Origin of the sequence: Mycolicibacterium wolinskyi str. Jessa 2025, from assembly GCF_049241375.1 — a bacterium.
GTDB lineage: Bacteria > Actinomycetota > Actinomycetes > Mycobacteriales > Mycobacteriaceae > Mycobacterium > Mycobacterium wolinskyi.
This window is the reverse complement of record NZ_CP185960.1, coordinates 4,375,897-4,398,489: the sequence shown is the minus strand read 5'-3', so window position 1 is coordinate 4,398,489 and position 22,593 is coordinate 4,375,897. Positions and strand designations below refer to the sequence as shown.

Below are 22,593 nucleotides of genomic sequence, written 5' to 3'. Positions count from 1 at the left end.
GGTGACGTGCTGAGCGCCATCGCGATCGTCCCCGCGGCACCGGTCATCGTGCCCGAACTGATGGGTGGCGCCGCCGCGGAGATGGCCGGGCTGCGCGAGGCGGTGCTGGCCGCGGCCGGCGCGCTGCCCGCGCACTGGCTGGCCGTCGGCGTCGGTCCGGCCGACGCCGTGCTCGGACCCGAGCGGGCCGGGACGTTCGCCGGCTACGGCGTCGACGTGCCCGTCGCGCTGAGTCCCGACTCCGAACCCGCGCCGACAGAACTACCGCTGTGTGCGCTCATCGCGGGCTGGATCCGCGGGCAGACCGACGCGCGGACCGTCGCCGACGTGCGGGTGTTCGCGGACGCGTGCCCCGCCGACGCCGCGGTCGCACACGGTCGGCGGCTACGTGCCGAGATCGACGAATCCGTCGATCCGGTCGGGGTTCTCGTCGTCGCCGACGGCGCGAACACGCTCGCCCCGGCAGCTCCCGGCGGCTACGTGCCGGAGTCGGTTGCCCTACAGCGCGACCTCGACGACGCCCTGGCGGGTGGCGACGTCGCGGCGTTGACCCGGGTGTCCGACGGCATCGTCGGCCGCGTCGGCTACCAGGTGCTGGCCGGTCTGGCCGAACCGGGGCCGCGGGCGGCACGCGAGCTCTACCGGGGCGCGCCGTACGGGGTCGGGTACTTCGTCGGTGTGTGGGACCCGGCGGGCCGGAGCGAAGCGACCTGGGGATCGATACCGTGACGAGACCGATCGCGATCATCGGTCCGACCGGCACCGGCAAGTCGGCGCTAGCGTTGGACTTCGCCGAAAGATTGAGTGGAGAGATCGGCGTTGAAATAGTCAATGCCGACGCCATGCAGCTGTACCGCGGCATGGACATCGGAACCGCCAAGCTCACCGTCGCCGAGCGCCGCGGCATCCCGCACCACCAGCTCGACGTCCTCGAGGTGACCGAGACCGCCACGGTCGCCCGCTATCAGGAAGCCGCGGCCGCCGACATCGAGGCCATCGCGGCGCGTGGCGCGGTCCCGGTGATCGTCGGCGGCTCGATGCTCTACATCCAGTCCCTGCTCGACGAATGGTCGTTCCCGGCCACCGACCCGGCGGTGCGGGCCCGCTGGGAGGCCCGGCTCGCCGAGGTCGGTGTCGCGGCATTGCACGCCGAGCTGACGTGCGTGGATCCGGCTGCCGGGGCGTCGATCCTGCCGACCGACGGCAGGCGCATCGTGCGGGCGCTCGAGGTCGTCGAGCTCACCGGGCAGCCGTTCGCGGCGTCCGCGCCCCGCATCGGTACACCCCGCTGGGATACCGCGATCGTCGGATTGGATTGGGAGACAGAGCTTCTCGACGAGCGACTGGCCCAGCGTACGGACAAGATGTTCGCCGAGGGCCTTGTTGACGAAGTGCGCGGGCTGATCGATCGCGGGCTGCGCGAGGGCGTGACGGCCGCGCGGGCGCTGGGGTATGCGCAGGTGCTCGACGACCTCGACGCCGGGGGCGACGGATCCGGTGCGCGCGAGCCGACTTTCATCGGGACGCGCCGCTACGTCCGACGGCAACGGTCCTGGTTCCGGCGTGATCACCGTGTCGTGTGGCTCGACGGCTCCGGCGACGGGCTGGTCGACGAGGCCATGCGGGTGTGGCGACACGTATCCTGATCAGGTGATCTTCGCTAAAGGGCATGGCACGCAGAACGATTTCGTCGTGCTGCCCGATGTCGAGGCGCGGCTGTCGCTCGCGCCCGCCGCGGTCGCCGCGCTGTGCGACCGCCGCCGTGGGCTGGGCGCCGACGGTGTGCTGCGCGTGACGACGGCAGGCGCCGCACTGGCCGCGGGCGTGTTCGACCGGATGCCCGACGGTGTGGGCGACGGTGACTGGTACATGGACTACCGCAACGCCGACGGTTCGATCGCGCAGATGTGCGGCAACGGGGTGCGGGTTTTCGCCCACTACCTGCGCGCGTCCGGGCTGGAATCGGCCGACGAGTTCGTCGTCGGGTCCCTGGCGGGGCCGCGCCCGGTGGTGCTGCACCGATCAGACGCCACCATCGCCGACGTCACCGTGGACATGGGCAAGGCCAACCAGTTCGGGACCGGAACGGCCGTGGTCGGTGGCCGCAGTTTCACCGGGTTGGCGGTGGACGTCGGCAACCCGCACCTCGCGTGCGTGGGCATCAGCGGTGAGGAGCTTGCCGCTCTCGACGTTGCCGGGCCGGTGTCGTTCGACCCTGAACAGTTCCCCGAAGGGGTCAACATCGAGGTGCTGACCGCCGCGGTCGACGGTGCGGTGTCGATGCGCGTGCATGAACGCGGTGTCGGCGAAACCCGGTCGTGCGGCACCGGCACCGTTGCCGCCGCCGTCGCGGCGCTGGCCGCCGACGGCGCCGACACCGGAACGTTGCGCGTGCGGATACCCGGCGGCGAGGTGGCGGTCACGGTCACCGAATCCACCAGCTACCTGCGCGGACCGTCGGTCTTGGTGGCGCACGGCGAGCTTTCGGAAGAGTGGTGGAACGCTGCCCAGAGCTAATTGGGGTGCGCGACCGGCCGTTGACGTGCCAACCTGGAAGAACATATGACGTATCCAGAACATCCTGTCGCGCCCAGCACCGGTGAGCTGGCCCTCGAAGACCGCGCCTCACTGCGCCGCGTCGCTGGGCTGTCGACCGAGCTGGCCGACGTCTCCGAAGTCGAATACCGCCAGCTACGGCTCGAGCGCGTCGTGTTGGTCGGCGTGTGGACCGAAGGCAGCGCCGCCGATGCCGACGCGAGCCTGGCCGAGTTGGCCGCGCTGGCCGAGACCGCGGGCTCGGAAGTGCTCGAAGGCCTCATCCAGCGTCGGGACAAGCCGGACCCGTCCACCTACATCGGTTCGGGCAAGGCCGCCGAGTTGCGCGAGGTCGTGCTCGCCACCGGGGCCGACACCGTGATCTGTGACGGCGAGCTGTCGCCTGCACAGCTCACCGCCCTGGAGAAGGCCGTCAAGGTCAAGGTGATCGACCGGACCGCGCTGATCCTCGACATCTTCGCGCAGCACGCCACGAGCCGCGAAGGCAAGGCACAGGTGTCGCTGGCACAGATGGAGTACATGCTGCCGCGGTTGCGCGGCTGGGGTGAATCCATGTCTCGGCAGGCCGGTGGTCGTGCCGGCGGCGCGGGCGGCGGGGTCGGCACGCGCGGACCCGGTGAGACCAAGATCGAAACCGACCGTCGTCGCATCCGCGAGCGAATGGCCAAGCTGCGCCGCGAGATTCGCGACATGAAGAAGATCCGCGACACCCAGCGCAGTGGCCGCAGGCGCAGCGAGATCGCCTCGGTCGCGATCGTCGGCTACACCAATGCGGGCAAGTCGAGCCTGCTCAACGCGCTGACCGGGGCCGGTGTACTCGTCGAGAACGCGCTGTTCGCCACGCTCGAACCCACCACGCGCCGCGGCGAATTCGAGGACGGCCGGCCGTTTGTGCTGACCGACACGGTCGGATTCGTCCGGCATCTGCCCACGCAGCTGGTCGAGGCGTTCCGGTCCACGCTGGAGGAGGTCGTCGACGCCGACCTGCTCGTGCACGTCGTCGACGGCTCCGACGTCAACCCGCTCGCACAGATCAACGCGGTGCGCACGGTGATCAACGAGGTGGTCGCCGAATACGACATCGTCGCGCCGCCGGAGTTGCTCGTGGTCAACAAGATCGACGCGGCGACCGACGTGGGTCTGGCTCAGCTGCGCCGCGCCCTGCCCGATGCGGTGTTCGTATCGGCGCGTACCGGTGACGGGCTGGGCAAACTGCGCTCTCGCATGGCCGAGTTGGTGCCGCCCACCGACACCACGGTGGACGTGACGATTCCCTACGACCGCGGGGATCTCGTCGCCCGGGTCCATGCCGAGGGCCGGGTCGACGCCACCGAGCACACCGCCGCGGGCACCCGGATCAAGGCACGGGTTCCGGTCCCGCTGGCAGCGGGACTGCGCGAGTACACCACGTTCTGATTACAACGACGAGTCAGGCGGCGGGCTGCGACGCGTCGCTCTGCTCCGTGTCGGCGGCCTTCTCGTCATCGTGTCCCAGTGCCTTGCGCACCGAGCCTTGGACCGACTTGGCGAAGTCCCGCACGGGATGGCCCTTGATGCCCAACGCTTTACGCAGCGACGGCCGCTCGGTCTCGGTGCCCTCCTTTGGCTGTGTGAGCCCTTCGGTCGGCCGCGCGATCGCGCTGAGCCGGGTCAACGGTTTGCGGTCGGATCTCGTCGTGACCTGCTTGGTGACCGGCACGGCGGCGGCGTCGGCGGTGGCGTCCGGGGCCGGCGCGGCGTCGTCGTCCTCGGTGGGATCGGTCCAGCCAGGCAGCGGATCCAGGCCGGGATTGAGTGCGGCGTTGATTCCCTCCGGAATGTCACCGGCCAGGTCGGTGACCAACTTGACCGGGTCGACCTTCGGCAGCAACTGGAACGGGGTCGGCTTGCTGTAATCCCTTCGGTCATAGCCGGTTTCGATCAGCGTCTGAGCCAACGGCGAGACCAGGTCGACGATCGGTACCACCAGCGCGGACGTGCCGGTCGACTCCGCGAAGTCGAGGAACGGCTGCATGATCGGAAGCACCTTCGCCGGCAGCGTGATGTAGCGGGTGTCGCCGCGCTCTTGGCAGTGCGTCTCGGCGGTGCAGCTCTCTTGGGCATTCTCGATCGCGGCCTGCACCTGTTGCGGTGTATAGCCGTACGGAGTTTCGGTCGGCAGATCGTCGCCGTCCGGCGCCAGATACGTGGGGTGCGTGTATTCGAACCCGGCGAGTGCGTTGGCCAACGCCAGGGGATTGAGCAGCCAACTGGGGGCGTCGGCGACGCCGTCGTACTGCAGCGCGATGTCGTAGGTGTTGACTTCGTCCGAGGTGTCGGTGGGTGTCGGCTCGCCGAACGTCGCGTCGAGGATCGGGACGGTGCCGAGCGCCGCAAGCCGTTCGAACAGCCCGCCGTTGGGGCGGTTCGGGTTGCCGATCACGACGAAATCGATCCAGTCGGGGATGGTTCCACCGTTGTCTTCGGCCAGTTGCCGTTTGACGATGCTGGTCACGGCCGCGCCCTGCGAATAGCCGAAGATGACGACGGGGTTGTCTGCGTTGGCGATGCCCAGTCGGTCGTTGAGGCTTTCCACCCCGCTGGCCACCGACACATTCCACTTCGCGCCCTGCAGCCCACCCCACCCTTCGAACGGGAACGGCCAGAACTGGGCGATGTAGGGGACCGGCACCGGGGCGCTGCAGCCGTCACCGCAACTGCCGCTCGTCTCGACGTAATACGCGACGGCGTGGGCCATGTAGTTGTTCGAAGCGGCCGGGTCGGGTGTGCCGGTGCCCGGTACGACGAGCGGCGTCGTGGCGACCACGAGGCCGAGCGCAGCCGATATCGCTGCCGAGAAGGCCGCGGTCACGCCGAGGGCGACCGTCGAGGTCAGCACCAGGATGGCGACGAGCAGTGCTCGGACTGTGGAACGGGCGGTCGCACACACGGGACACCAACTCCTTCTTGTGACGCGGGCGTCAGCAGAAGGAATCTTCGCACCGTCGGGTAGCGGTCACGCGAAAACGCGTGAGATTACCGGCGCGGCGTGATCACCGGTGGCTCGTGTGCCCGCACGCGCGGTAGCGGGCCGTCGAACTTCTCGACCTGCACCAGCACATGGGCGCCGGTGCAACCGCGGGCCAGCGACGACGTGCCGACGTCGTCGGTCAGCACGTTCGGGTTGCCGTGCACGCACATCGAGTCGGGGTCGGCCGGATCCGCCGGGTCGAACCAGGCCCCGGTCGACAGCTGCACCACATCGGGCCGTAGCCGATCGTCGATCACCACGCCCGCCAGGCAGGCCCCGCGGTCGTTGAACACTCGGACCACGTCACCGTCGGCCAATCCGCGTGCGGCGGCATCGTCCGGGTGCATCCGGATGGGTTCGCGCCCTTGCACTTTCGACGCCTGGCTGAGGGCGCCGCCGTCGAGCTGGCTGTGCAGCCGTGAGGCGGGCTGGTTGGCCAGCAGATGCAGGGGATAGGACTCGGCACGCTCACCGCGCAGCCACTCGTCGGGTTCGTACCAACGCGGATGGCCGGCGCAGTCGTCGTACCCGAAGCTGTCGATCTCTTCGGAGAAGATCTCGATCCGGCCGCTCGGCGTGCCGAGGCGGTGGGTCTGCGGGTCCGCGCGGAAATCGCCGAACAACGTCAGGCCCGGCTCGGTCGGCAGTCGCAGCTGGCCTGCCGCCCAGAACTCGTCGAAGCCGGGCACCTCGAAATCCAGTCCGGCGGCCCATTTCTCGTACAGATGCACGAGCCACTGCCGGGCCGTGCGGCCCTCGGTGAACTGTTCGCCGAAGCCGAGCCGCTCGGCCAGCGCCGCGTACGTCGTGTAGTCGTCGCGGGACTGCGCGTACGGCTCGGCCAATGCGCGCATCGCCACCAGCAGGGGATCGTTGCGTGATCCCGAGAAGTCTTCGCGCTCATAGGCGGTGGTCGACGGCACCACGATGTCGGCGTGTTTGGCCATCGCGGTCCAGTACGGGTCGTGCACGACGATGGTGTCGACGCGGGCCAGCGCACGGCGGAGGCGGGGGATGTTCTGGTGGTGGTGAAAAGGATTGCCGCCGGCCCAGTACACGCACTTGATGTCGGGGTAGGTCAGCCGCATGCCGTTGAAGTCGTACGACTCGCCCGGGTGCAGCAGCATGTCGGAGATCGCGGCGACCGGGATGAATGTCTGCACCGGGTTGAGACCCTGCGGCAGGGCGGGCAGCCGGCAGCGCAGAGGCGCGAGTCCCGGCTCGTTCATCGACCCGTAGCCGTGGCCGAAACCGCCTCCGGGCAAACCGATCTGGCCGAGCATCGCGGCGAGCGTCAGCCCCATCCACGGTGCCTGTTCGCCATGCCGGATGCGCTGCAGTGACCAACTGACCGTCACGATCGTGCGGGCGGCCGCCATCTGCCGGGCCAGCGCGGTCAGTTCGTCGGCCGCCAGCCCGCTGATCCGCGCGGCCCATTGCGGTGACTTCGCGATGCCGTCGTCGTGGCCCAGCAGGTAGCGCTCGAACCGCTCATATCCGGTGCAGTACGTGGCCAGGAAGTCGCGGTCGGCCAGGCCCTCGGTCGCCAGGACATGGGCCAGGCCGAGCATCACGGCCACGTCGGTGCCGGGAACCGGTGCCAGCCAACGACACTCGCCGTCGACGTCGTCGCGCAGCGGGCTGACCGACACGATCTGCCCGCCGCGGTCACGGAACCGGCGCAGGGCGTCGCGGGTCGGGTGTGCCGTGGTGCCGCCGTGGTTGATGCCGGTGTTCTTCATGGCGATCCCGCCGAAGCACACCAGCATGTCGGTGTGCTCGACGATGACATCCCACTGCGTGGAGCGTTTGAACAGGTCGTCATGCGTTCCGACCACGCGCGGCATGATCACCCCGGTGGCTCCCAGGCTGTAGGAGTGACGCGAGGACGTGTATCCGCCAAGCATTTTCAGGAACCGGTGCACCTGGCTCTGCGCGTGGTGAAATCGCCCGGCGCTGGCCCAGCCGTAGGAGCCGCCGTAGATCGCCTCGTTGCCGTGGGTTTCGACGACGCGGCGCAGTTCGTCGGCCAGCAGTTCGGTCAACTCGTCCCAGGACACCGCGACGTATTCGTCGGCGCCGCGTTCGCGGCTGGGCCCAGGGCCGTCCCGCAGCCAGCCCCGCCGCACGGCGGGCCCGGCGATACGTGAACGGTGCCGAACCGATCCGGGCAGGTTCCCCAGCAGCGGCGACGGATCGGCGTCGCCGGGCGGTGGCGTCACAGCGGCGATGTCGCCCCCGGAGATGTCCGCGCTGAACGCACCCCAGTGCGCGAGGCTCGTGGGGGATGGGCGCATGGCCGCAGTTTACGGTCCGGGCTCTCGCCGGGCACGGCCTCCCGTGCGACCAACCATCCGGTTGGTATAGGTTGGCCCACAAGTCCACAACCCAGTACCGGAGGTCACACCATGGGTGGAGCCGTGAAGTACCAGCGCACTCTTTTCGATGCCGAGCACGAACTGTTCCGCGAGTCCTACCGGGCCTTCCTGGAGCGCCATGTCGCGCCGTACCACGACCAGTGGGAGAAGGACAAGATCGTCGACCGTGGCGTCTGGCTGGAGGCCGGCAAGCAGGGCTTCCTCGGTATGGCGGTGCCCGAGGAGTACGGGGGTGGCGGCAATCCCGACTTCCGTTACAACACGATCGTCTGCGAGGAGACCGTGGCGGGTCGCTACAGCGGCATCGGCTTCAGCCTCCACAACGACGTCGTCGCGCCGTACCTGCTGCGGCTGGCGAACGAAGAGCAGAAGCAGCGTTGGCTGCCGCAGTTCTGCACCGGTGAGCTAATCACCGCGATCGCCATGACCGAGCCAGGAACCGGCAGCGACCTGCAGGGCATCAAGACACGCGCGGTCAGAGAGGGCGACCACTACATCCTCAACGGGTCGAAGACGTTCATCACCAACGGCATCCACTCCGATCTGGTGATCGTGGTGGCCCAGACCGACCCGGAGAAGGGCGCCTTGGGCTTCTCGCTGCTCGTCGTCGAACGCGGCATGGAGGGCTTCGAACGCGGGCGTCACCTGGACAAGATCGGCCTCGAAGCCCAGGACACCGCCGAACTGTCTTTCACGGACGTCAAGGTTCCGGTCGAGAACCTGCTCGGCGAAGAAGGCCAGGGCTTCGTCTACCTCATGCAGAACCTCCCGCAGGAGCGCATCTCGATCGCGATCATGGCCGCCGCGGCCATGGAGGCGGTCCTGGAGCAGACACTGCAGTACACCAAGGAGCGCAAGGCGTTCGGCAAGCCGATCGGCAGCTTCCAGAACAGCAGGTTCCTGTTGGCCGAGCTGGCGACCGAGGCGACCGTGGTCCGCATGATGGTCGACGAGTTCATCCGGCTGCATCTGACCGACGAGCTGACGGTGGAACAGGCCGCGATGGCCAAGTGGTACTCGACCGAGAAGCAGGTGGAGCTCATCGACCGCTGCCTGCAACTGCACGGCGGTTACGGCTACATGCGCGAGTATCCGGTGGCCCGGGCCTACCTCGACGCCCGCGTGCAGACCATCTACGGCGGCACCACCGAGATCATGAAGGAGATCATCGGGCGCAGCCTCGGGGTTTAGGCGTCAAAATTCCCCGCGATACCGGGTCTGCGGGCCCGCATGACGCCGGTTTCGCGGGTTTTTTGGCCTAGTACGGCCATGTCCCTTGGTTATCGTCTCCTACTGACGCAAAGTTGTCGGGCGGGATGTTTTCAGGTGAACCCTGTGAGGGGAACTTTGCCGAACGAGCGGAGGGTGCATGACGAGGCCGGGTGCGAGGCTGAACACGGCCGTTCGGCGGATGACAGTAGGCCTGCTCGCGGTGGCGCTCGCGGGTCTGTTGGCGCCGACCGCCTCGGCGACCCCGGAATCGGACGCTGACGCCGCGATCACCTCGGCCTGGGATGCCAGCGGCGGTGGCGGTGGCCCGCTGGGGGCTCGTCAGGGCGGCGTCTATGCCGTCGGGCCGGGATTCGCTCAGAACTTCGCCGCGGGCAAGATGTTCTTCACACCCGACACCGGTGCGCACTACGTGCAAGGCGCGATCCTCGAGAAGTACGAGTCGCTGGGCGGCCCGGCCGATGGTGATCTCGGCTTTCCCACCATCGACGAGGGCGCGGGCCGCGCAACCGACAGCCGGAACTCGACTTTCAGCGCGGCCGACAAGCCGGTGATCTTCTGGACCCCGGCCACCGGTGCGAGGGTCGTGCGCGGCGCCATCAACGCGGCCTGGGACAAACTCGGCGGATCGGCCGGAGTCCTCGGCGTGCCTGCCGAGGACGAGACGTACGACGGCGACGTCGTCACCCAGAAGTTCACCGCGGGCGAGCTGTCGTGGAACCGTAAGACCAAGGCGTTCACCACCGTTCCGCCCGAGCTGGTCGATCAGCTGGCCGGGCTGCAGGTGCCCGATGATCCGACCTCGGCGATCGATGCGGCGCGCCGCGCCGCGGGCGGGCCGTTGGGTCCGCTGGGCGCGAAGGACGGTGACCAGTATCCGATCGGCAACGCGGGCGGCCTCGGCCAGAACTTCGCCGGCGGCAAGATCTTCTACAGCCCGGAGACCGGCGCCAACGTCGTGACGGGCCAGGTGCTGGAGAAGTACGAGAGCGTCGGCGGCCCGGAGGGCGATCTGGGCTTCCCGACCAGCAGCGAAACCGAAGGCGGGCTCGGACCGAACAGCCGGATCAGCACGTTTTCCGCGGCGGACAAGCCCGTGATCTTCTGGACGCCCGACTACGGTGCGGTGATCGTGCGCGGCGCCATGAACGCCGCATGGGACAAGCTCGGCGGCGCCACCGGCACGCTCGGGGCGCCGATGGCCGATCAGACCGAGGACGGCAGCGTCGTGACGCAGCGGTTCAGCGGCGGCGCGATCTCGTGGGATCGCTCCGACAACACGTTCACGACCGAGCCGCCCAACCTCGCCACGGAACTGGCCGGGCTCGAAATCCCCGGCCTGCAACAGTCGCCGCAGGCCGGCAGCCCACCACAAGCGTCCGACGACACGGATTCCAAGCCGTTCTCGTGGCAGTGGAACTGGTGGTGGCTTCTTGCGCTGATCCCGGTTCTGTTGCTGGCCGGGCTGATCGTCGGTGCCGCGCTCTGGCATCGGCGCCGGGGCCGTGACGACGACTTCGACCACGACCCGTTCGACGACGATCACTACGACGACGGTCCGCACGACGATCGGTTCGACGACGACGAGCACTATGGCGAAGGCCGCTATGAATCGGCGCGCTACGACGAAAGCCGCTTCCGGGACGACGCCTATGCCGACGACCGGGGCGGGGATCGCGGCAGCCCCTATCAAGCGACGGCGGATTACCAGACTGGCGAGGCCCCGACATCGCGCCTCGTCGCCGAGCCCTACCGTGAGACGGCTACGGGCGGATCCCCGTTCGACGGGCCGACCGATGCGTCGATGCCGGTCAGTCAGTGGGCCGCGCCTGGCGGTTTCGGCCCGCGCGAGGCCGACGAGGAGGAACCGCCCGAAGAGGCGGCCGAGCTTGCCGACGCCCATCCTGGCGAAGACGGATACGACGAGGACGATTACGACGACGGCGACGAGTACGTCGACGGGGACGAACTCGAAGACGACGAGGATGTCGTGGACATCGGCGTCCTCGACGACCAGAGCCGGCTCGACGATGACTTCGACGACGAGGACGAACTCGACGAAGAAGGCGACCTCGAGCAGCACGGTCAGGACCTACGCGCGGCGCCCGGGATCCCCAGCAGCCTGATCGCCGGCGTTCCCGCCGCCGCGGCGTTCAACGATGACGACGATCAGGACAACGTCGATACCGCGCCGACCCGTGTGGTGACCGATGCCGACCTGCGCAGCAGCGGGCCACCCAGTGGACGGCACGCCGCGATCGAGCTCGATGAACCGATGCCCAGCGCGACGGCCATTCATCTGCCGCTCGACGACCCGCAGCGGGCACCGCAGGGCTACCCGATCAAGGCGGACACCAAGTCGGGTCTGTACTGGTCGCCGGACAGCAGCCAGTACGACGATGCGATCGCCGAAATCTGGTTCGCCAGCGAGGAGTTCGCCCGCACGAATGGCTTCGTGCGGGCCGACTGAGTAAGCCCGGGCCGCCCGCTCAGATCTTGCGGATCACCGTGACGACCTTGCCGAGCACGGCCGCGTCGTTGCCGGGGATCGGATCGTACGCCGGATTGTGCGGCATGAGCCAGACCTGGCCGCGGGTGCGCTTGAAGGTCTTGACCGTGGCTTCGCCGTCGATCATGGCCGCGACGATGTCGCCGTTGTCGGCCACGTTCTGCTGACGGACCACGACCCAGTCGCCGTCGCAGATCGCCGCGTCGACCATCGAATCGCCGACGACCTTGAGCAGGAACAGTGAGCCTTCACCGACGAGCTCACGGGGCAGCGGGAAGACATCCTCGACGGCTTCTTCGGCGAGAATCGGCCCGCCCGCCGCGATGCGCCCGAGCACGGGCACGAACGTCGGTTCGGGCAGGGCATCGGACCCGGCCACGTCGGTGGACACCAACGGGGTCGCCGGATCGTCGGCGGCGCGGACGTCGACTGCGCGGGGCCGGTTGGGGTCGCGGCGCAAATAGCCTTTGCGCTCGAGCGTGCGCAACTGGTGAGCGACCGACGACGTGGAGGTGAGACCGACGGCGTCGCCGATCTCACGGATGCTCGGCGGGTAGCCGCGACTGGTGACCGACGCGCGGATGACCTCGAGGATGGTGCGCTGGCGCTCGGTGAGGCCGCCGTCGACCGCACGAGGCCGGCTGGCGCCCTCGGTCCCGGCCGGGCTGTCGGTGCTGCCGTCCGTGATGTCGCTGCTGTCGTCGCTCATGGCGCCGAATGTAGTCGCCTACCACCAGATAATCAAACATGTGTTCGAGGCGTGTCGGCCGTGTCGGCCCCGCCTTCGTCGGCAGACCGAACTTGTCGGTACCCCGTTCTATCGTTTGGCAACAGTTCGATCACACGTTCTATTAATCGAACATGTGAGCGACTATATTCGAACACAGGAGCGAATACGCCGGACGAAAGGCAGACAGATGGCCATCCTCGACATCCCCACCGAACGCCGTGACAGCGCGTTCCGTGCTTCCAGCGCTTCTCGCGCTTCCCACGCTCTCCGCGCCGCTGCCGACCCCATGCCGCGCCCCGCCCGGGTCCGGCCGCGCGGCGAGCGCCCGATCTCCCGGCCGCAGCAGGTGCGGCCGAACGGGGCGGCCCTTGGCCACCGCGGAACCGGCGTGCTGATGTCGCGCGCGTCCCATCGCCGGCGTCCCATCACCCCGGCCACGACGGTCCTGCTGGCACTGGTCGCGGCGGCGATCACGGTGTGGCTGGGGTTGGTCGCGCAGCTGGGCGGCGTCATGGGGCCCGCCGAGTCGGTTCCCACCGAGCTGGCGGTGGTTCAGGTCCAGTCCGGCGAGACGTTGCAGCACGTCGCGCAGCGCATCGCGCCCGACGCTCCGGTCGCCGAGGTCGTGCAGCAGATCCGCGATCTCAACGAGCTCGACTCCGCGGCCGTGGAGGCCGGTCAGACGCTCATCGCCCCTGTTGGCTGACGTGTGACATGAGGGATGAAACGCCGTGGCGGGCAAGCGCACTGACCATCGGCGCCACGACATACGCACCATTGGACCCGGCGGTGAGTCTCCCGAGAGCCACGCGGGTACGCTCAAGAGCGCTCGAACTAGTTGTCTGGCGGCGTGACGAAGGAGCGGTGATGCACTGTCCGTTCTGCCGTCACCCTGATTCGCGCGTGGTCGATTCCCGGGAGACCGATGAAGGCCAGGCGATCCGCCGGCGCCGGTCGTGCCCGGAATGCGGCCGCCGGTTCACCACCGTCGAGACGGCCGTGCTGGCCGTGGTCAAGAGAAGTGGCGTCAGTGAGCCGTTCAGCCGGGAGAAGGTCATTCGGGGCGTGCGGCGCGCCTGTCAGGGCCGGCAGGTCGACGACGATGCGTTGAACGTGCTGGCGCAGAAGGTCGAAGACGCCGTGCGCGGGCTGGGTACCCCGGAAATTCCGAGCCACGAGGTCGGCCTGGCGATCCTCGGGCCGTTGCGCGAACTGGACGAGGTGGCCTACCTGCGGTTCGCATCCGTCTACCGGTCGTTCTCGTCGGCCGAGGATTTCGAACGCGAGATCGAGGCGTTGCGGGCGCACCGCGGCTAGTGGGCGCTCAGTCGAGCCGCGTGGTGCCGTCGTTGACCACCCGGCCGGCGACGCGTACCCAGCCTTCCGGGCTCCACCGGGTCGAGATCACCGAACCCTTGCCTTGAATGATCGTGAGGTCACGGCTCAGGTAGTCGGTCATGCGAACAGCCGCCGCGCCGGTGGCCTCGTCTTCGGGAATGCCGAGATTGGCCGCGAACACCCGCGACCGCAGCACGCCCTCTTCCTGGTCGACCCAGGTCCACAGATAGTGCTCGACGTCGTCGGCATAGTCGTCGGGCTCGGCGGCGAACAGCTCTTCGGTGGACGGTAGGTCGTGGATGGCGAACTCGGGCGCCCATTCCGAGCGCGCGCTGATCGCGGCGAGGTCGCCGTCGTAGGAGACCTGGACGATTCCGGCCGGAACCTGCAGGGTGCGGATCGGTGTACCGATGTCTCGCAACCACCACGATGCGCCCACCGTGGGATGGCCCGCGAACGGTATCTCGGCGGCCGGGGTGTAGATATGGGCATGCGCCGTCGTGCCGCCCGGCTGCGGCGGGTCGATGAATATCGTTTCGCTGTAACCCAATTCGGTGGCGATTCGCTGGCGATCGGTGGGTGCCACCGTACTGTTGTCGACTACGCCGAGTGGATTGCCGAATTTGCCGTCGGAATCGGTGAACACCCGCAACACGGTCACGTCGATGGCCATAGACCGATGCTACGTCGTGATGACCGTTCGGCAGGGTCGCCCCACGAAGGTCAGGTCGCGCTGCGCTCGTCGCCGCCCATCGCCTCGAGCACCGCCACCTGGGTGTCGAGCGACCCGCTGATCGTGGATTCGCTGAGGCCTGTACGCAGCAAGCTGCGCAGCATGTCCTGGTCATAGACGGCAGGCTCGGTTGAGTCGATGAAGCGTTCGACCACCTCGACGAAGCGATCGGGATCGTCGTGGAACGGGAAATGCCCGGATCCCTTGAAGATCTCCAACTGGGAACCGGGCATCGCCGCATGTGCCATCCGGGCGTGGCTGACGGGGATCACGGAATCGGACTCGCCCCAGATCAACTGCACGGGAACGGATTCGGTCAGATAACAGCGGTCCAGCATGGTGACCACCTGACCGCGCCAGTCGACCACCGCGCGCAGGGTGCGGGCGAACGCCGAGGACGCGGTCGGCTCGGGGAGGTCGGCGAGGATGCGCAACATGTCGGGGATGTCGCGTCCGACGCCGGTCGATCCGAACACGGTTCCGACAGCGCGGCCGAAGACCTGCAACGCCGGCAACATCAGCGGCAGGCGCAGCAACGCGAGGGCCTCACTGCCCATCGGCAGCGACGCGATCCGCAGTGCGACGTTGACGTCCTTGGTGACCCCGCCCGCACCGACCAGGATCAGCCGGTCCACCAACTGAGGGAACTGGTAGGCGAATTGCATTGCCACGCCGCCGCCGAGCGAATGGCCGACCACGGTCACCCGGTCGATGTCGAGCACGCTCAGCAGATCCCGCATCCCGTTGGCGTAGGCCGCGACGGAGTAGTCGGCGCGCGGTTTGTCCGAGCGGCCGTGGCCGAGAAGGTCGGGCGCGATCACGGTGAACCGTTGCGCCAGTGTGGACTGCACGGTGTGCCACGTGGTCGAGTTGTCGCCGATGCCGTGGATCAACAGGATCGCCGGACCGGAACCCGCCACCCGGAACGCGCGACGGTAGCCGTGGATCGTGCGGAACTCGAGCGTCGGGGTGACCTCACGTACGGTCCGCAGATTCGGTTTTCGCTCGGTCATGTCCGCCAACCTCGATGTCGGCCCGGCCTCGGGCTGCTGTCAGTGGTTGTCGCCATGAGGGAATCCGTCCCCGAACCCTTCGGAATGTCCGTCCTTGTACTTGTCGTCCTTGAACTTGTCGCCGGCCTGCTGGGCGAGGAACCGCTCGAACTCCGCGCCCAACTCGTCGCCACTGGGCAGTTCCTCGTCGCGCGCCAGCAGTGACCGATTCTCCTGTGCGGCAACGAACGCATCGTACTGTCGCTCCAGGGCGGTCACCACTTGAGCGACTTCGGCGCTCGCCTCCACCTGCTCGTTGATCTTGGAGTACACCTCGGCGCCCGCCTCCGACAGCGCGGCCAGCGGCAACTGCAGCGAACCCGTCCTGGACACCTCGGCCAGCAGCGCCTCCGCGGCGGCCGGATATGCCGTCTGCGCCAGATAGTGCGGGACGTGCACGGTGAACCCGACCACCTCGTGTCCGTGCTGGGCCATCCGGAACTCCAGCAGGTTCGACACGCTCGCCGGAACCTGCACCTCGCCGACCCATGGGGTGTGGTCGGCGATGAGCTCCTTGTTGTTGGAGTGTGCGGTCAACGTGACCGGCCTGGTGTGTGGCACGGCCATCGGAATGGTGCCGAGGCCGATCACCTGGCGCACCCCGAGCTGCTCGGCGAGAAGCCGGACGGCGGTGATGAAACGCTCCCAGCGCAGATCCGGCTCAAGACCGGCCAGCAGGAGAAACGGCGTTCCGACACTGTCGTGCAGTGCGTACAGGTTGAGTTCGGGTTCCTCGTAGCCGGTGAAATGGTCGGTCTTGAACGTCATCAGGGGCCGGCGGGATCGGTAGTCGAGCAGTTCGTCGATGGCGAACGAGGCCACCAGTTCGGTGTCGAGGGTGTTCTTGAGGTGTTCGGCGGCGAGCCGGATCGCGTGGCCCGCATCGGAGAACCCCTCCAGCGCGTGGATGAGCACCGGGCCGCGACCATCCGTCGAGGTCAACTGCGGCGCGGGGAATTCGAGCTCATACATCCCGCTCTGGTCGGGCTGGTAGTGCTGTTCGGGGTTATTGCTGCTATCTGCCATTTCGTCTCGTCTCCTCGCCACGGCAGGTGCTGTGAAGACCTCCTGCCGTGTCACCTAGTGTCGCGCATTCTCGTGGTGCGGGCTCGCGCCGCCCCGCGTGTTCGTTCGAACGCGTGGCCTCACCACCCGCATTCCGGCCGTCCGCGTCCGGGTCGGGCAGTATCGATGGGTGCGGGTAGTTCGGACGGCGACTGTGATGGCCGCGGTGGCCATCGCGGTGACCTACGTCGCGGCCGCGTGCGCCGACGCGCCGCCGAAGCACGACGGCGCGCCTCCCGCGGTGCCCGATCCGAGAGTGGGGGCGCTGTTTCTGGGCGGCGGTTCGTTGCACACCTGCACTGCGGCCGTCCTCGACAGCACTGCGGGCGATCTGATCCTGACCGCGGCCCACTGTCTGGTGGACGGCGTCGAAACCGAGTTCATGCCCGGCTTTCGCGACGGCGCCGACGCCGCCTGGCGGGTCACCGCGGTGTATCTGGATCCGCGCTGGCTCGCCGACCAGGATCCGCAGGCCGATTTCGCCATCGCCCGGGTCGTGCGCGACGGGGCCGCGTCGGTTCAGCAGCAGGCGGGTGGGGGACTGGCGCTCGGCGCCGCGCCGAGCGCGGGCGCCACCGTGACCGTGACCGGGTACCCGACCGGAACCGGTGGTGGCCCACGAGTCTGCCGCGGCTCGACTTCGATGTCGGCGCAAGGCTTTCCGTCGTTGTCCTGTGCCGGTTTGGGTGACGGTTTCAGCGGCGCGCCATGGGCCGTCGGATCGACGGTGACCGGAATCGTCGGCGGTCTCGACGGCGGCGGATGCGACGACGACGTGTCCTACTCACCACGGTTCGACGACGGTGTCGTCCGCCTGCTGCACCGTGCGGAGGAAGCCGGCGACGGAGATACGATCCCGACGGTCCTGGGATCGGACTGTTAAGAGCGGAATTGGTTGAGCACGCGCAGCTTGTTCATGACGTCGAGTGCGGCGACCTTGTAAGCCTCGGAGAACGTCGGATAGTTGAAGACCGCGTCGACCAGGTACTCGACCGTGCCGCCGCAGCCCATGACCGCCTGGCCGATGTGCACCATCTCGGTGGCGTTGGAGCCGAAGATGTGCACGCCGAGCAGTCTCAGGTCTTCGGTCGACACCAGCAGCTTGAGCATGCCGTAGGAATCTCCGGCGATCTGGCCGCGCGCGAGCTCGCGGTATCGCGACACCCCGACCTCGTACGGGATCGAGTTCTTCGTCAGCTCAACCTCGGTGGCGCCGACATAGGACACCTCGGGGATGGAGTAGATGCCGATCGGCTGGAGGTCCATCATGCCCTTGGTGGGTTCACCGAACGCGTGATAGGCGGCCAGCCGGCCCTGCTCCATCGAGGTCGCGGCCAGTGCCGGGAATCCGATCACGTCACCGACGGCGTAGATGTGATCGACCTTGGTCTGGAAGTTGTCGTCGACGAAGATGCGGCCCCGGTTGTCGGACTCCAGGCCCGCGTTGGTGAGGTCGAGGTGATCGGTCTGGCCTTGGCGCCCAGCCGAATACATGACGGTTTCGGCGGGGATCTGCTTGCCGCTGGCCAGCGTGGTCACGGTGCCTGCCGATCCGACGTCGACGCCCGTCACCTCTTCGCCGAACCGGAACGTCACCGCGAGGTCGCGCAGGTGGAACTTCAGCGCCTCGACGATCTCGGGATCGCAGAAGTCGAGCATGTTGTCGCGCTTCTCGACCACCGTCACCTTCGTGCCGAGTGCGGCGAACATCGAGGCGTATTCGATGCCGATGACCCCGGCACCGACGACGACCATCGAGGCGGGCAGCGACTTGAGTTCGAGGATCTCGTCGGAGTCGAGGACGCGTTCCTCGTCGAACTCCACGCCTGCCGGCCGCGCCGGTTTGGTACCGGTCGCGATCACGACGTAGCGGCCCCGCACGGTGATCAGCTCGGCCCGGCTCGGGTCCTCCACATGGATGGTGTGTTCGTCCACGAAGCGGCCGTGCCCCGTGTAGAGCTCGACGCGGTTGCGCATGAGCTGTGACCGCACCACGTCGATCTCCTTGCTGATCACGTGTTGCGTGCGCGCGAGAAGGTCGGCCGGGGTGATCTTGTCCTTCACCCGGTAGCTGGCGCCGTACAGTTCGCGCTGGTTCATGCCGGTCAGATAGACGACGGCTTCGCGCAGGGTTTTCGACGGGATGGTCCCGGTGTTGACGCACACGCCGCCGAGCATCATGCCGCGTTCGATCACCGCGACCGTTTTGCCGAGCTTCGCCGCCGCGATGGCGGCCCGCTGGCCGCCGGGGCCGGAACCGATGACGACGAGGTCATATTCCTGCATCGAACCCATGGGAGAGTGTCTACGCCGGTTGCTCGGCTCTCGCACGTCGGCAACGCCAAATTGCGCGTGAACAATTGTTTCGTCCAGTTATCCCCAACCTGGAGTTCGTCCACAGGGCGGTGGCCGGTGCCGGATTTGCGCTCGTCGCCAAAACCGCGACGACGGTGCCGGCTGCCACGTTGTGGCCATGACACCTTCACCACACATCCCCGAGTTCGACGTCAGCAGGCCCGGCTCGTTGATCGCCGCACTGCCCGCCGTCCTCGGCTTCGTTCCCGAGCAATCCCTCGTCCTCGTCAGTATTGAGGACGGACACATGGGATGCGTTATGCGCCTTGATCTTTCGTTGATGATGACGGACGCCGTCGATGAACTCGCCGAAGTGGCTGCCGCGTCGCAGCCGGATGGGGCGATTGCGGTCATCGTCAATGAGGACGGGGCCGACTGTCAGCATTGCTGCGACATCCACGCCGAGATGGCCGACACCGTCGAGGACGCGCTGTCGCTGCACGGCATCGAGCTCATCGCGGCCTATGTGGTGGACCGCGTGGCAGCGGGCGGGCGCTGGCATTGTGCCTACGGGTGCGCCAAGCGGGGCGTCATCGAGGATCCGTCCGCATCGCCGTTAGCTGTGGCGGCCGTACTCGACGGCCGTCGGCTCTATCGGCGGCGCGCCGACCTCGCGGAGATCGTCGAACCCGACGAGAGCCGGGGGGAGCGGATGAGGGCGGTGATCGCCGGCCTTCCCACGCCGCCGCCCGCGCGCCGCCGGGCCGAGGTGCGTGCCGACATCGAATCGGCGTTGTCGTCGGCGGCCGAGCTCGCCGACGGGCGGTGCCCGGCCGATGCGCAACTGGCCCGGTTGGCGGTCGCGTTGACCGATCCCCAGGTGCGTGACACGTTGTACGCGCTCGCGGTCGGGGAGCGGGCGGGTCAGGCCGAGTCACTGTGGGTCGAACTGTCGCGCGCCCTCCCGCCCCCGTGGCGTGCGGAGGCGCTGGTGCTGTTGGCGTTCTCGGCGTATGTCCGTGGCGACGGGCCGTTGGCCGGAATCTCGCTCGACGCAGCACTGCGTTGCGTACCGGACCACCGGATGGCAGGCATGCTCGACCGCGCATTGCGTTCGGGCATGCGGCCGGATCAGATTCGCGAACTCGCGCTCAGCGGGTATCGGCAGGCGGACCGGCTCGGAGTGCGGTTACCGCCACGGCAGACGTTCGGCGGTGAGGCCAGGAAGGCCGGCGCGTAGTGCGCCGGCCACCGGATCAGACCTTTTCCACCTTGACGGCGTGTGCCATGTGGTGGGGTAGCTCAACTTGTTCGTGGCCCGGGATCAGGATCATCACGCCACCGTGGTCGTTGGCTTCGACGGTCACACGTGCATTGGGCACCACACCGGCGTCCTTGAGACGACCGATGAGCTCGGTGTCGCCCTGCACGTGCTCGGTGAGCTGCCGGACCACGACCGCCACCGGCAGGCCGACCGGCAGTTCGGTGAGCCGCACCAGGCTGACATCGTCGGACCCGAAGCCGGCGCCGCCGACACCGAGCTCGGACAAACCGGGGATGGGGTTGCCGAACGGGGATGTGGTGGGGTTGTTGAGCACCTGCACCAGCCGGCGCTCGACATCCTCGCTCATCACGTGCTCCCAACGGCACGCCTCGGCGTGGACGTCTTCCCACGGCAGTCCGATGACGTCGACCAGCAGCCGTTCGGCGAGCCGGTGCTTGCGCATCACCGCGACGGCCAGCGCCCGGCCCTTGTCGGTCAACTCCAGGTGCCGGTCACCGGCGACGTGCAGCAGGCCGTCGCGTTCCATCCGCGAGACCGTCTGGCTTACGGTCGGGCCGCTCTGGTCAAGCCGTTCGGCGATGCGTGCACGCAGCGGAACCACGCCCTCTTCCTCGAGGTCGTAGATGGTCCGAAGGTACATCTCGGTGGTGTCGACAAGATCGTTCATTCGCGCCTTCCCAGCCCAAACGTCACTGCACAGTCTACCGTTCTCGCGGCTCGAACTGAGGTCCAACATTGCGGTGCCGCTCACGCGGTTCTCGCCGGTGAACCACGCCAAACCCGGCCGGCGCAGACACCAATGTGCCCGCCCGGGGTAACGGGCGGGCACATCGAGGGGTTCAGCTAGCTGGCGTAGGACCGGAGCCGATCGGCACGCTCGCCGTTGCGGAGCTTGGCCATCACTTCGCGCTCGATCTGACGGACCCGCTCGCGGGACAACCCGAAGAGCTTGCCGATCTGGTCGAGCGTGCGGGGCTGGCCGTCGTCGAGGCCGAACCGCAGCCGGATCACCTGCTGTTCCCGCTCGTCGAGCGTGGCGAGCACGTGGCGGATGTCGGTGTGCAGCAACTCGGAGATGACGGCGTTCTCCGCCGACATGGCCTCGGAGTCCTCGATGAAGTCGCCCAGCGGGGCTTCCTCGTCGGTTCCGACCGGCATGTCGAGGCTCACCGGATCGCGGCTGTGCTCGAGCAGGTCGTTGATCTTGTCGACCGGAATGCCGGACTCGGCGGCCAACTCTTCGTCGGTGGCCTCGCGCCCGAGGTTCTGGTGCATCTCGCGCTTGATCCGGGCGAGCTTGTTGACCTGCTCGACCAGATGGACCGGGAGCCGGATGGTGCGGCTCTGGTCAGCCATCCCGCGGGTGATCGCCTGACGGATCCACCAGGTGGCATACGTGGAGAACTTGAAGCCCTTGGTGTAGTCGAACTTCTCCATCGCGCGGATCAAGCCCAGGTTCCCCTCCTGGATCAGATCCAGCAGCGGCATGCCGCGGCCGGTGTAGCGCTTCGCCAGTGAGACCACCAGGCGGAGGTTGGCTTCCAGCAGGTGCCGCCGGGCCGCCTCCCCGTCGCGGACGACGATCGCGAGATCGCGTTTGCGGTTTTCGCCCAGACGCTTCTTGGTGTCCAGCAGATGTTGTGCGTAAAGGCCCGCCTCGATGCGCTTCGCGAGCTCTACCTCATCGGCAGCATTGAGCAACGCTGTTTTGCCGATGCCGTTCAGATACACGCGCACGAGGTCGGCAGCCGGGCTCTGGGCGTCCAGATCGCTGTCGACGCGGCTTGTGGTGGCATTTGCCATGACGGCCTCCTGATCGGCTCGAACTGTCATGACTTACAACGCGTCATGCCCCAGAAGAGTTCCCACTGCCGATTGGATTCATGCCTATTGACCTGCTGTTTTTTCGCGATGACCTGAGATTCTCCTGAGAATAGCTACAGAACCGTCTCAGGTCGGAACGTCACCGCGGGTTTCTGCCGTCCCCGGTTGCGGTGGCACGACCGGGCCGGGCGCAAGTGCCGGCCGCTCGGCGGTCGGGAAGAGCGGGATGCGGTTCTTGCTGCCGGCGTAGCGGCGCGGTTCCTCGGCCCGACGCGGCGGGCGATCGTTGGCGATGAGCACCGCCATCCACGGCAGCGGCACCGACACGAGGATGATCGAGAGCGAGACCAACCCGTTCTCCCAGACGCTGTAGGCGACGGCGGCCAGGATCAGCGCGGGGATACGGAACGCCATCAGCGTGAGGTACTTGCGGACGCGCTGGCGATGCTGTTCTTCGTACGCGGGCGCGGCGCGGGTGATGAGTACCGGGCGAGCTTGACCATCGAAGTCGTCGTCGAAACTCAGCTCGTGGCTTTGTTTCATGCCTCTACTGTTCCACACCTGGGGCCCGCGGTGGCAGTTGGATTT

Annotated in this window: 20 protein-coding genes; 10 read left to right on the top strand and 10 right to left on the bottom strand. The window is 67.8% G+C overall.

What is annotated here, in order from left to right; translation table 11 throughout:
• Positions 1–6 precede the first annotated feature (6 nt).
• Genes ACOI2T_RS21580 through hflX form a run of 4 tightly spaced genes read left to right on the top strand, consistent with a single transcriptional unit; the run spans position 7 to position 3,972 of the window.
• Complete coding sequence (locus ACOI2T_RS21580; protein WP_409503493.1) at positions 7–729, top strand: class III extradiol ring-cleavage dioxygenase family protein; 723 nt, start codon at positions 7–9, stop codon at positions 727–729.
• Positions 726–1,646: a tRNA (adenosine(37)-N6)-dimethylallyltransferase MiaA gene (gene miaA, locus ACOI2T_RS21575; protein ID WP_409503492.1), complete on the top strand. Its 921-nt coding sequence runs from the start codon at positions 726–728 to the stop codon at positions 1,644–1,646. The genes ACOI2T_RS21580 and miaA overlap by 4 nt, the downstream gene beginning before the upstream one ends.
• 4 nt (positions 1,647–1,650) lie before the next feature.
• Positions 1,651–2,517: a diaminopimelate epimerase gene (gene dapF, locus ACOI2T_RS21570; protein ID WP_409503491.1), complete on the top strand. Its 867-nt coding sequence runs from the start codon at positions 1,651–1,653 to the stop codon at positions 2,515–2,517.
• Between the two features lie 45 nt (positions 2,518–2,562).
• Entirely contained in the window at positions 2,563–3,972 is a 1,410-nt protein-coding gene (gene hflX / locus ACOI2T_RS21565; RefSeq protein ID WP_409503490.1) for a GTPase HflX, read from the top strand.
• A 13-nt stretch (positions 3,973–3,985) separates the two neighbouring features.
• Here the strand turns inward: hflX and ACOI2T_RS21560 are convergent, their stop codons facing one another.
• Both ACOI2T_RS21560 and ACOI2T_RS21555 read right to left on the bottom strand, forming a co-directional pair.
• The gene (locus ACOI2T_RS21560) at positions 3,986–5,485 is read right to left on the bottom strand and encodes a PE-PPE domain-containing protein (RefSeq protein ID WP_409503489.1); all 1,500 of its coding nucleotides are present in this window, start codon (positions 5,483–5,485) and stop codon (positions 3,986–3,988) included.
• An 86-nt stretch (positions 5,486–5,571) separates the two neighbouring features.
• Positions 5,572–7,863 (bottom strand): molybdopterin guanine dinucleotide-containing S/N-oxide reductase, encoded by a 2,292-nt coding sequence (locus tag ACOI2T_RS21555; protein WP_409503488.1) that lies wholly within the window; start codon positions 7,861–7,863, stop codon positions 5,572–5,574.
• A gap of 111 nt (positions 7,864–7,974) precedes the next feature.
• Between ACOI2T_RS21555 and ACOI2T_RS21550 the strand changes: the two genes are divergently transcribed.
• Positions 7,975–9,135: an acyl-CoA dehydrogenase family protein gene (locus ACOI2T_RS21550; protein ID WP_409503487.1), complete on the top strand. Its 1,161-nt coding sequence runs from the start codon at positions 7,975–7,977 to the stop codon at positions 9,133–9,135.
• 178 nt (positions 9,136–9,313) lie between these two features.
• Positions 9,314–11,644 carry an LGFP repeat-containing protein gene (locus tag ACOI2T_RS21545; protein WP_409503486.1) on the top strand — a complete coding sequence of 777 codons (2,331 nt, stop codon included), beginning with the start codon at positions 9,314–9,316 and terminating at the stop codon, positions 11,642–11,644.
• Between the two features lie 19 nt (positions 11,645–11,663).
• On the opposite strand, the gene lexA is transcribed toward ACOI2T_RS21545, so the two are convergent.
• On the bottom strand, positions 11,664–12,392 hold the full coding sequence (gene lexA, locus ACOI2T_RS21540) for a transcriptional repressor LexA (RefSeq protein ID WP_409503485.1): 729 nt from the start codon (positions 12,390–12,392) through the stop codon (positions 11,664–11,666).
• 307 nt (positions 12,393–12,699) lie between these two features.
• Between lexA and ACOI2T_RS21535 the strand changes: the two genes are divergently transcribed.
• Positions 12,700–13,119 carry a LysM peptidoglycan-binding domain-containing protein gene (locus ACOI2T_RS21535; RefSeq protein WP_409503484.1) on the top strand — a complete coding sequence of 140 codons (420 nt, stop codon included), beginning with the start codon at positions 12,700–12,702 and terminating at the stop codon, positions 13,117–13,119.
• Between the two features lie 161 nt (positions 13,120–13,280).
• Positions 13,281–13,730, top strand: a complete 450-nt coding sequence (nrdR, locus tag ACOI2T_RS21530; protein ID WP_067851134.1) for a transcriptional regulator NrdR — start codon at positions 13,281–13,283, stop codon at positions 13,728–13,730.
• A gap of 7 nt (positions 13,731–13,737) precedes the next feature.
• Here the strand turns inward: nrdR and ACOI2T_RS21525 are convergent, their stop codons facing one another.
• The 3 genes from ACOI2T_RS21525 to ACOI2T_RS21515 are packed head-to-tail and all read right to left on the bottom strand — an operon-like array spanning position 13,738 to position 16,562.
• Positions 13,738–14,424: a PhzF family protein gene (locus ACOI2T_RS21525; protein ID WP_409503483.1), complete on the bottom strand. Its 687-nt coding sequence runs from the start codon at positions 14,422–14,424 to the stop codon at positions 13,738–13,740.
• Between the two features lie 50 nt (positions 14,425–14,474).
• A complete protein-coding gene (locus ACOI2T_RS21520; protein ID WP_409503482.1) occupies positions 14,475–15,497 on the bottom strand; it encodes an alpha/beta fold hydrolase in 1,023 nt (340 codons plus the stop codon).
• 39 nt (positions 15,498–15,536) lie between these two features.
• Positions 15,537–16,562 carry a proteasome assembly chaperone family protein gene (locus ACOI2T_RS21515; protein WP_067851140.1) on the bottom strand — a complete coding sequence of 342 codons (1,026 nt, stop codon included), beginning with the start codon at positions 16,560–16,562 and terminating at the stop codon, positions 15,537–15,539.
• 169 nt (positions 16,563–16,731) lie between these two features.
• Between ACOI2T_RS21515 and ACOI2T_RS21510 the strand changes: the two genes are divergently transcribed.
• Entirely contained in the window at positions 16,732–17,484 is a 753-nt protein-coding gene (locus ACOI2T_RS21510; RefSeq protein ID WP_409503481.1) for a trypsin-like serine peptidase, read from the top strand.
• Here the strand turns inward: ACOI2T_RS21510 and sthA are convergent.
• Complete coding sequence (gene sthA / locus ACOI2T_RS21505; protein WP_198538902.1) at positions 17,481–18,887, bottom strand: Si-specific NAD(P)(+) transhydrogenase; 1,407 nt, start codon at positions 18,885–18,887, stop codon at positions 17,481–17,483. The two genes, ACOI2T_RS21510 and sthA, sit on opposite strands and share 4 nt — an antisense overlap.
• A 187-nt stretch (positions 18,888–19,074) precedes the next feature.
• Between sthA and ACOI2T_RS21500 the strand changes: the two genes are divergently transcribed.
• Positions 19,075–20,136 carry a DUF4192 domain-containing protein gene (locus tag ACOI2T_RS21500; RefSeq protein WP_409503480.1) on the top strand — a complete coding sequence of 354 codons (1,062 nt, stop codon included), beginning with the start codon at positions 19,075–19,077 and terminating at the stop codon, positions 20,134–20,136.
• A 16-nt stretch (positions 20,137–20,152) separates the two neighbouring features.
• Here ACOI2T_RS21500 and ACOI2T_RS21495 read toward each other — a convergent pair whose 3' ends face one another.
• The 3 genes from ACOI2T_RS21495 to ACOI2T_RS21485 all read right to left on the bottom strand — a co-directional run bounded on the left by ACOI2T_RS21495 (position 20,153) and on the right by ACOI2T_RS21485 (position 22,548).
• A complete protein-coding gene (locus ACOI2T_RS21495; RefSeq protein ID WP_067851148.1) occupies positions 20,153–20,848 on the bottom strand; it encodes an iron-dependent transcriptional repressor DtxR in 696 nt (231 codons plus the stop codon).
• A gap of 176 nt (positions 20,849–21,024) precedes the next feature.
• Positions 21,025–21,984, bottom strand: a complete 960-nt coding sequence (gene sigB, locus ACOI2T_RS21490) for a sigma-70 family RNA polymerase sigma factor SigB (protein WP_067851421.1) — start codon at positions 21,982–21,984, stop codon at positions 21,025–21,027.
• Between the two features lie 147 nt (positions 21,985–22,131).
• Positions 22,132–22,548, bottom strand: coding sequence for a DUF3099 domain-containing protein (locus ACOI2T_RS21485; protein WP_409503479.1), 417 nt, complete (start codon positions 22,546–22,548; stop codon positions 22,132–22,134).
• Positions 22,549–22,593 lie beyond the last annotated feature (45 nt).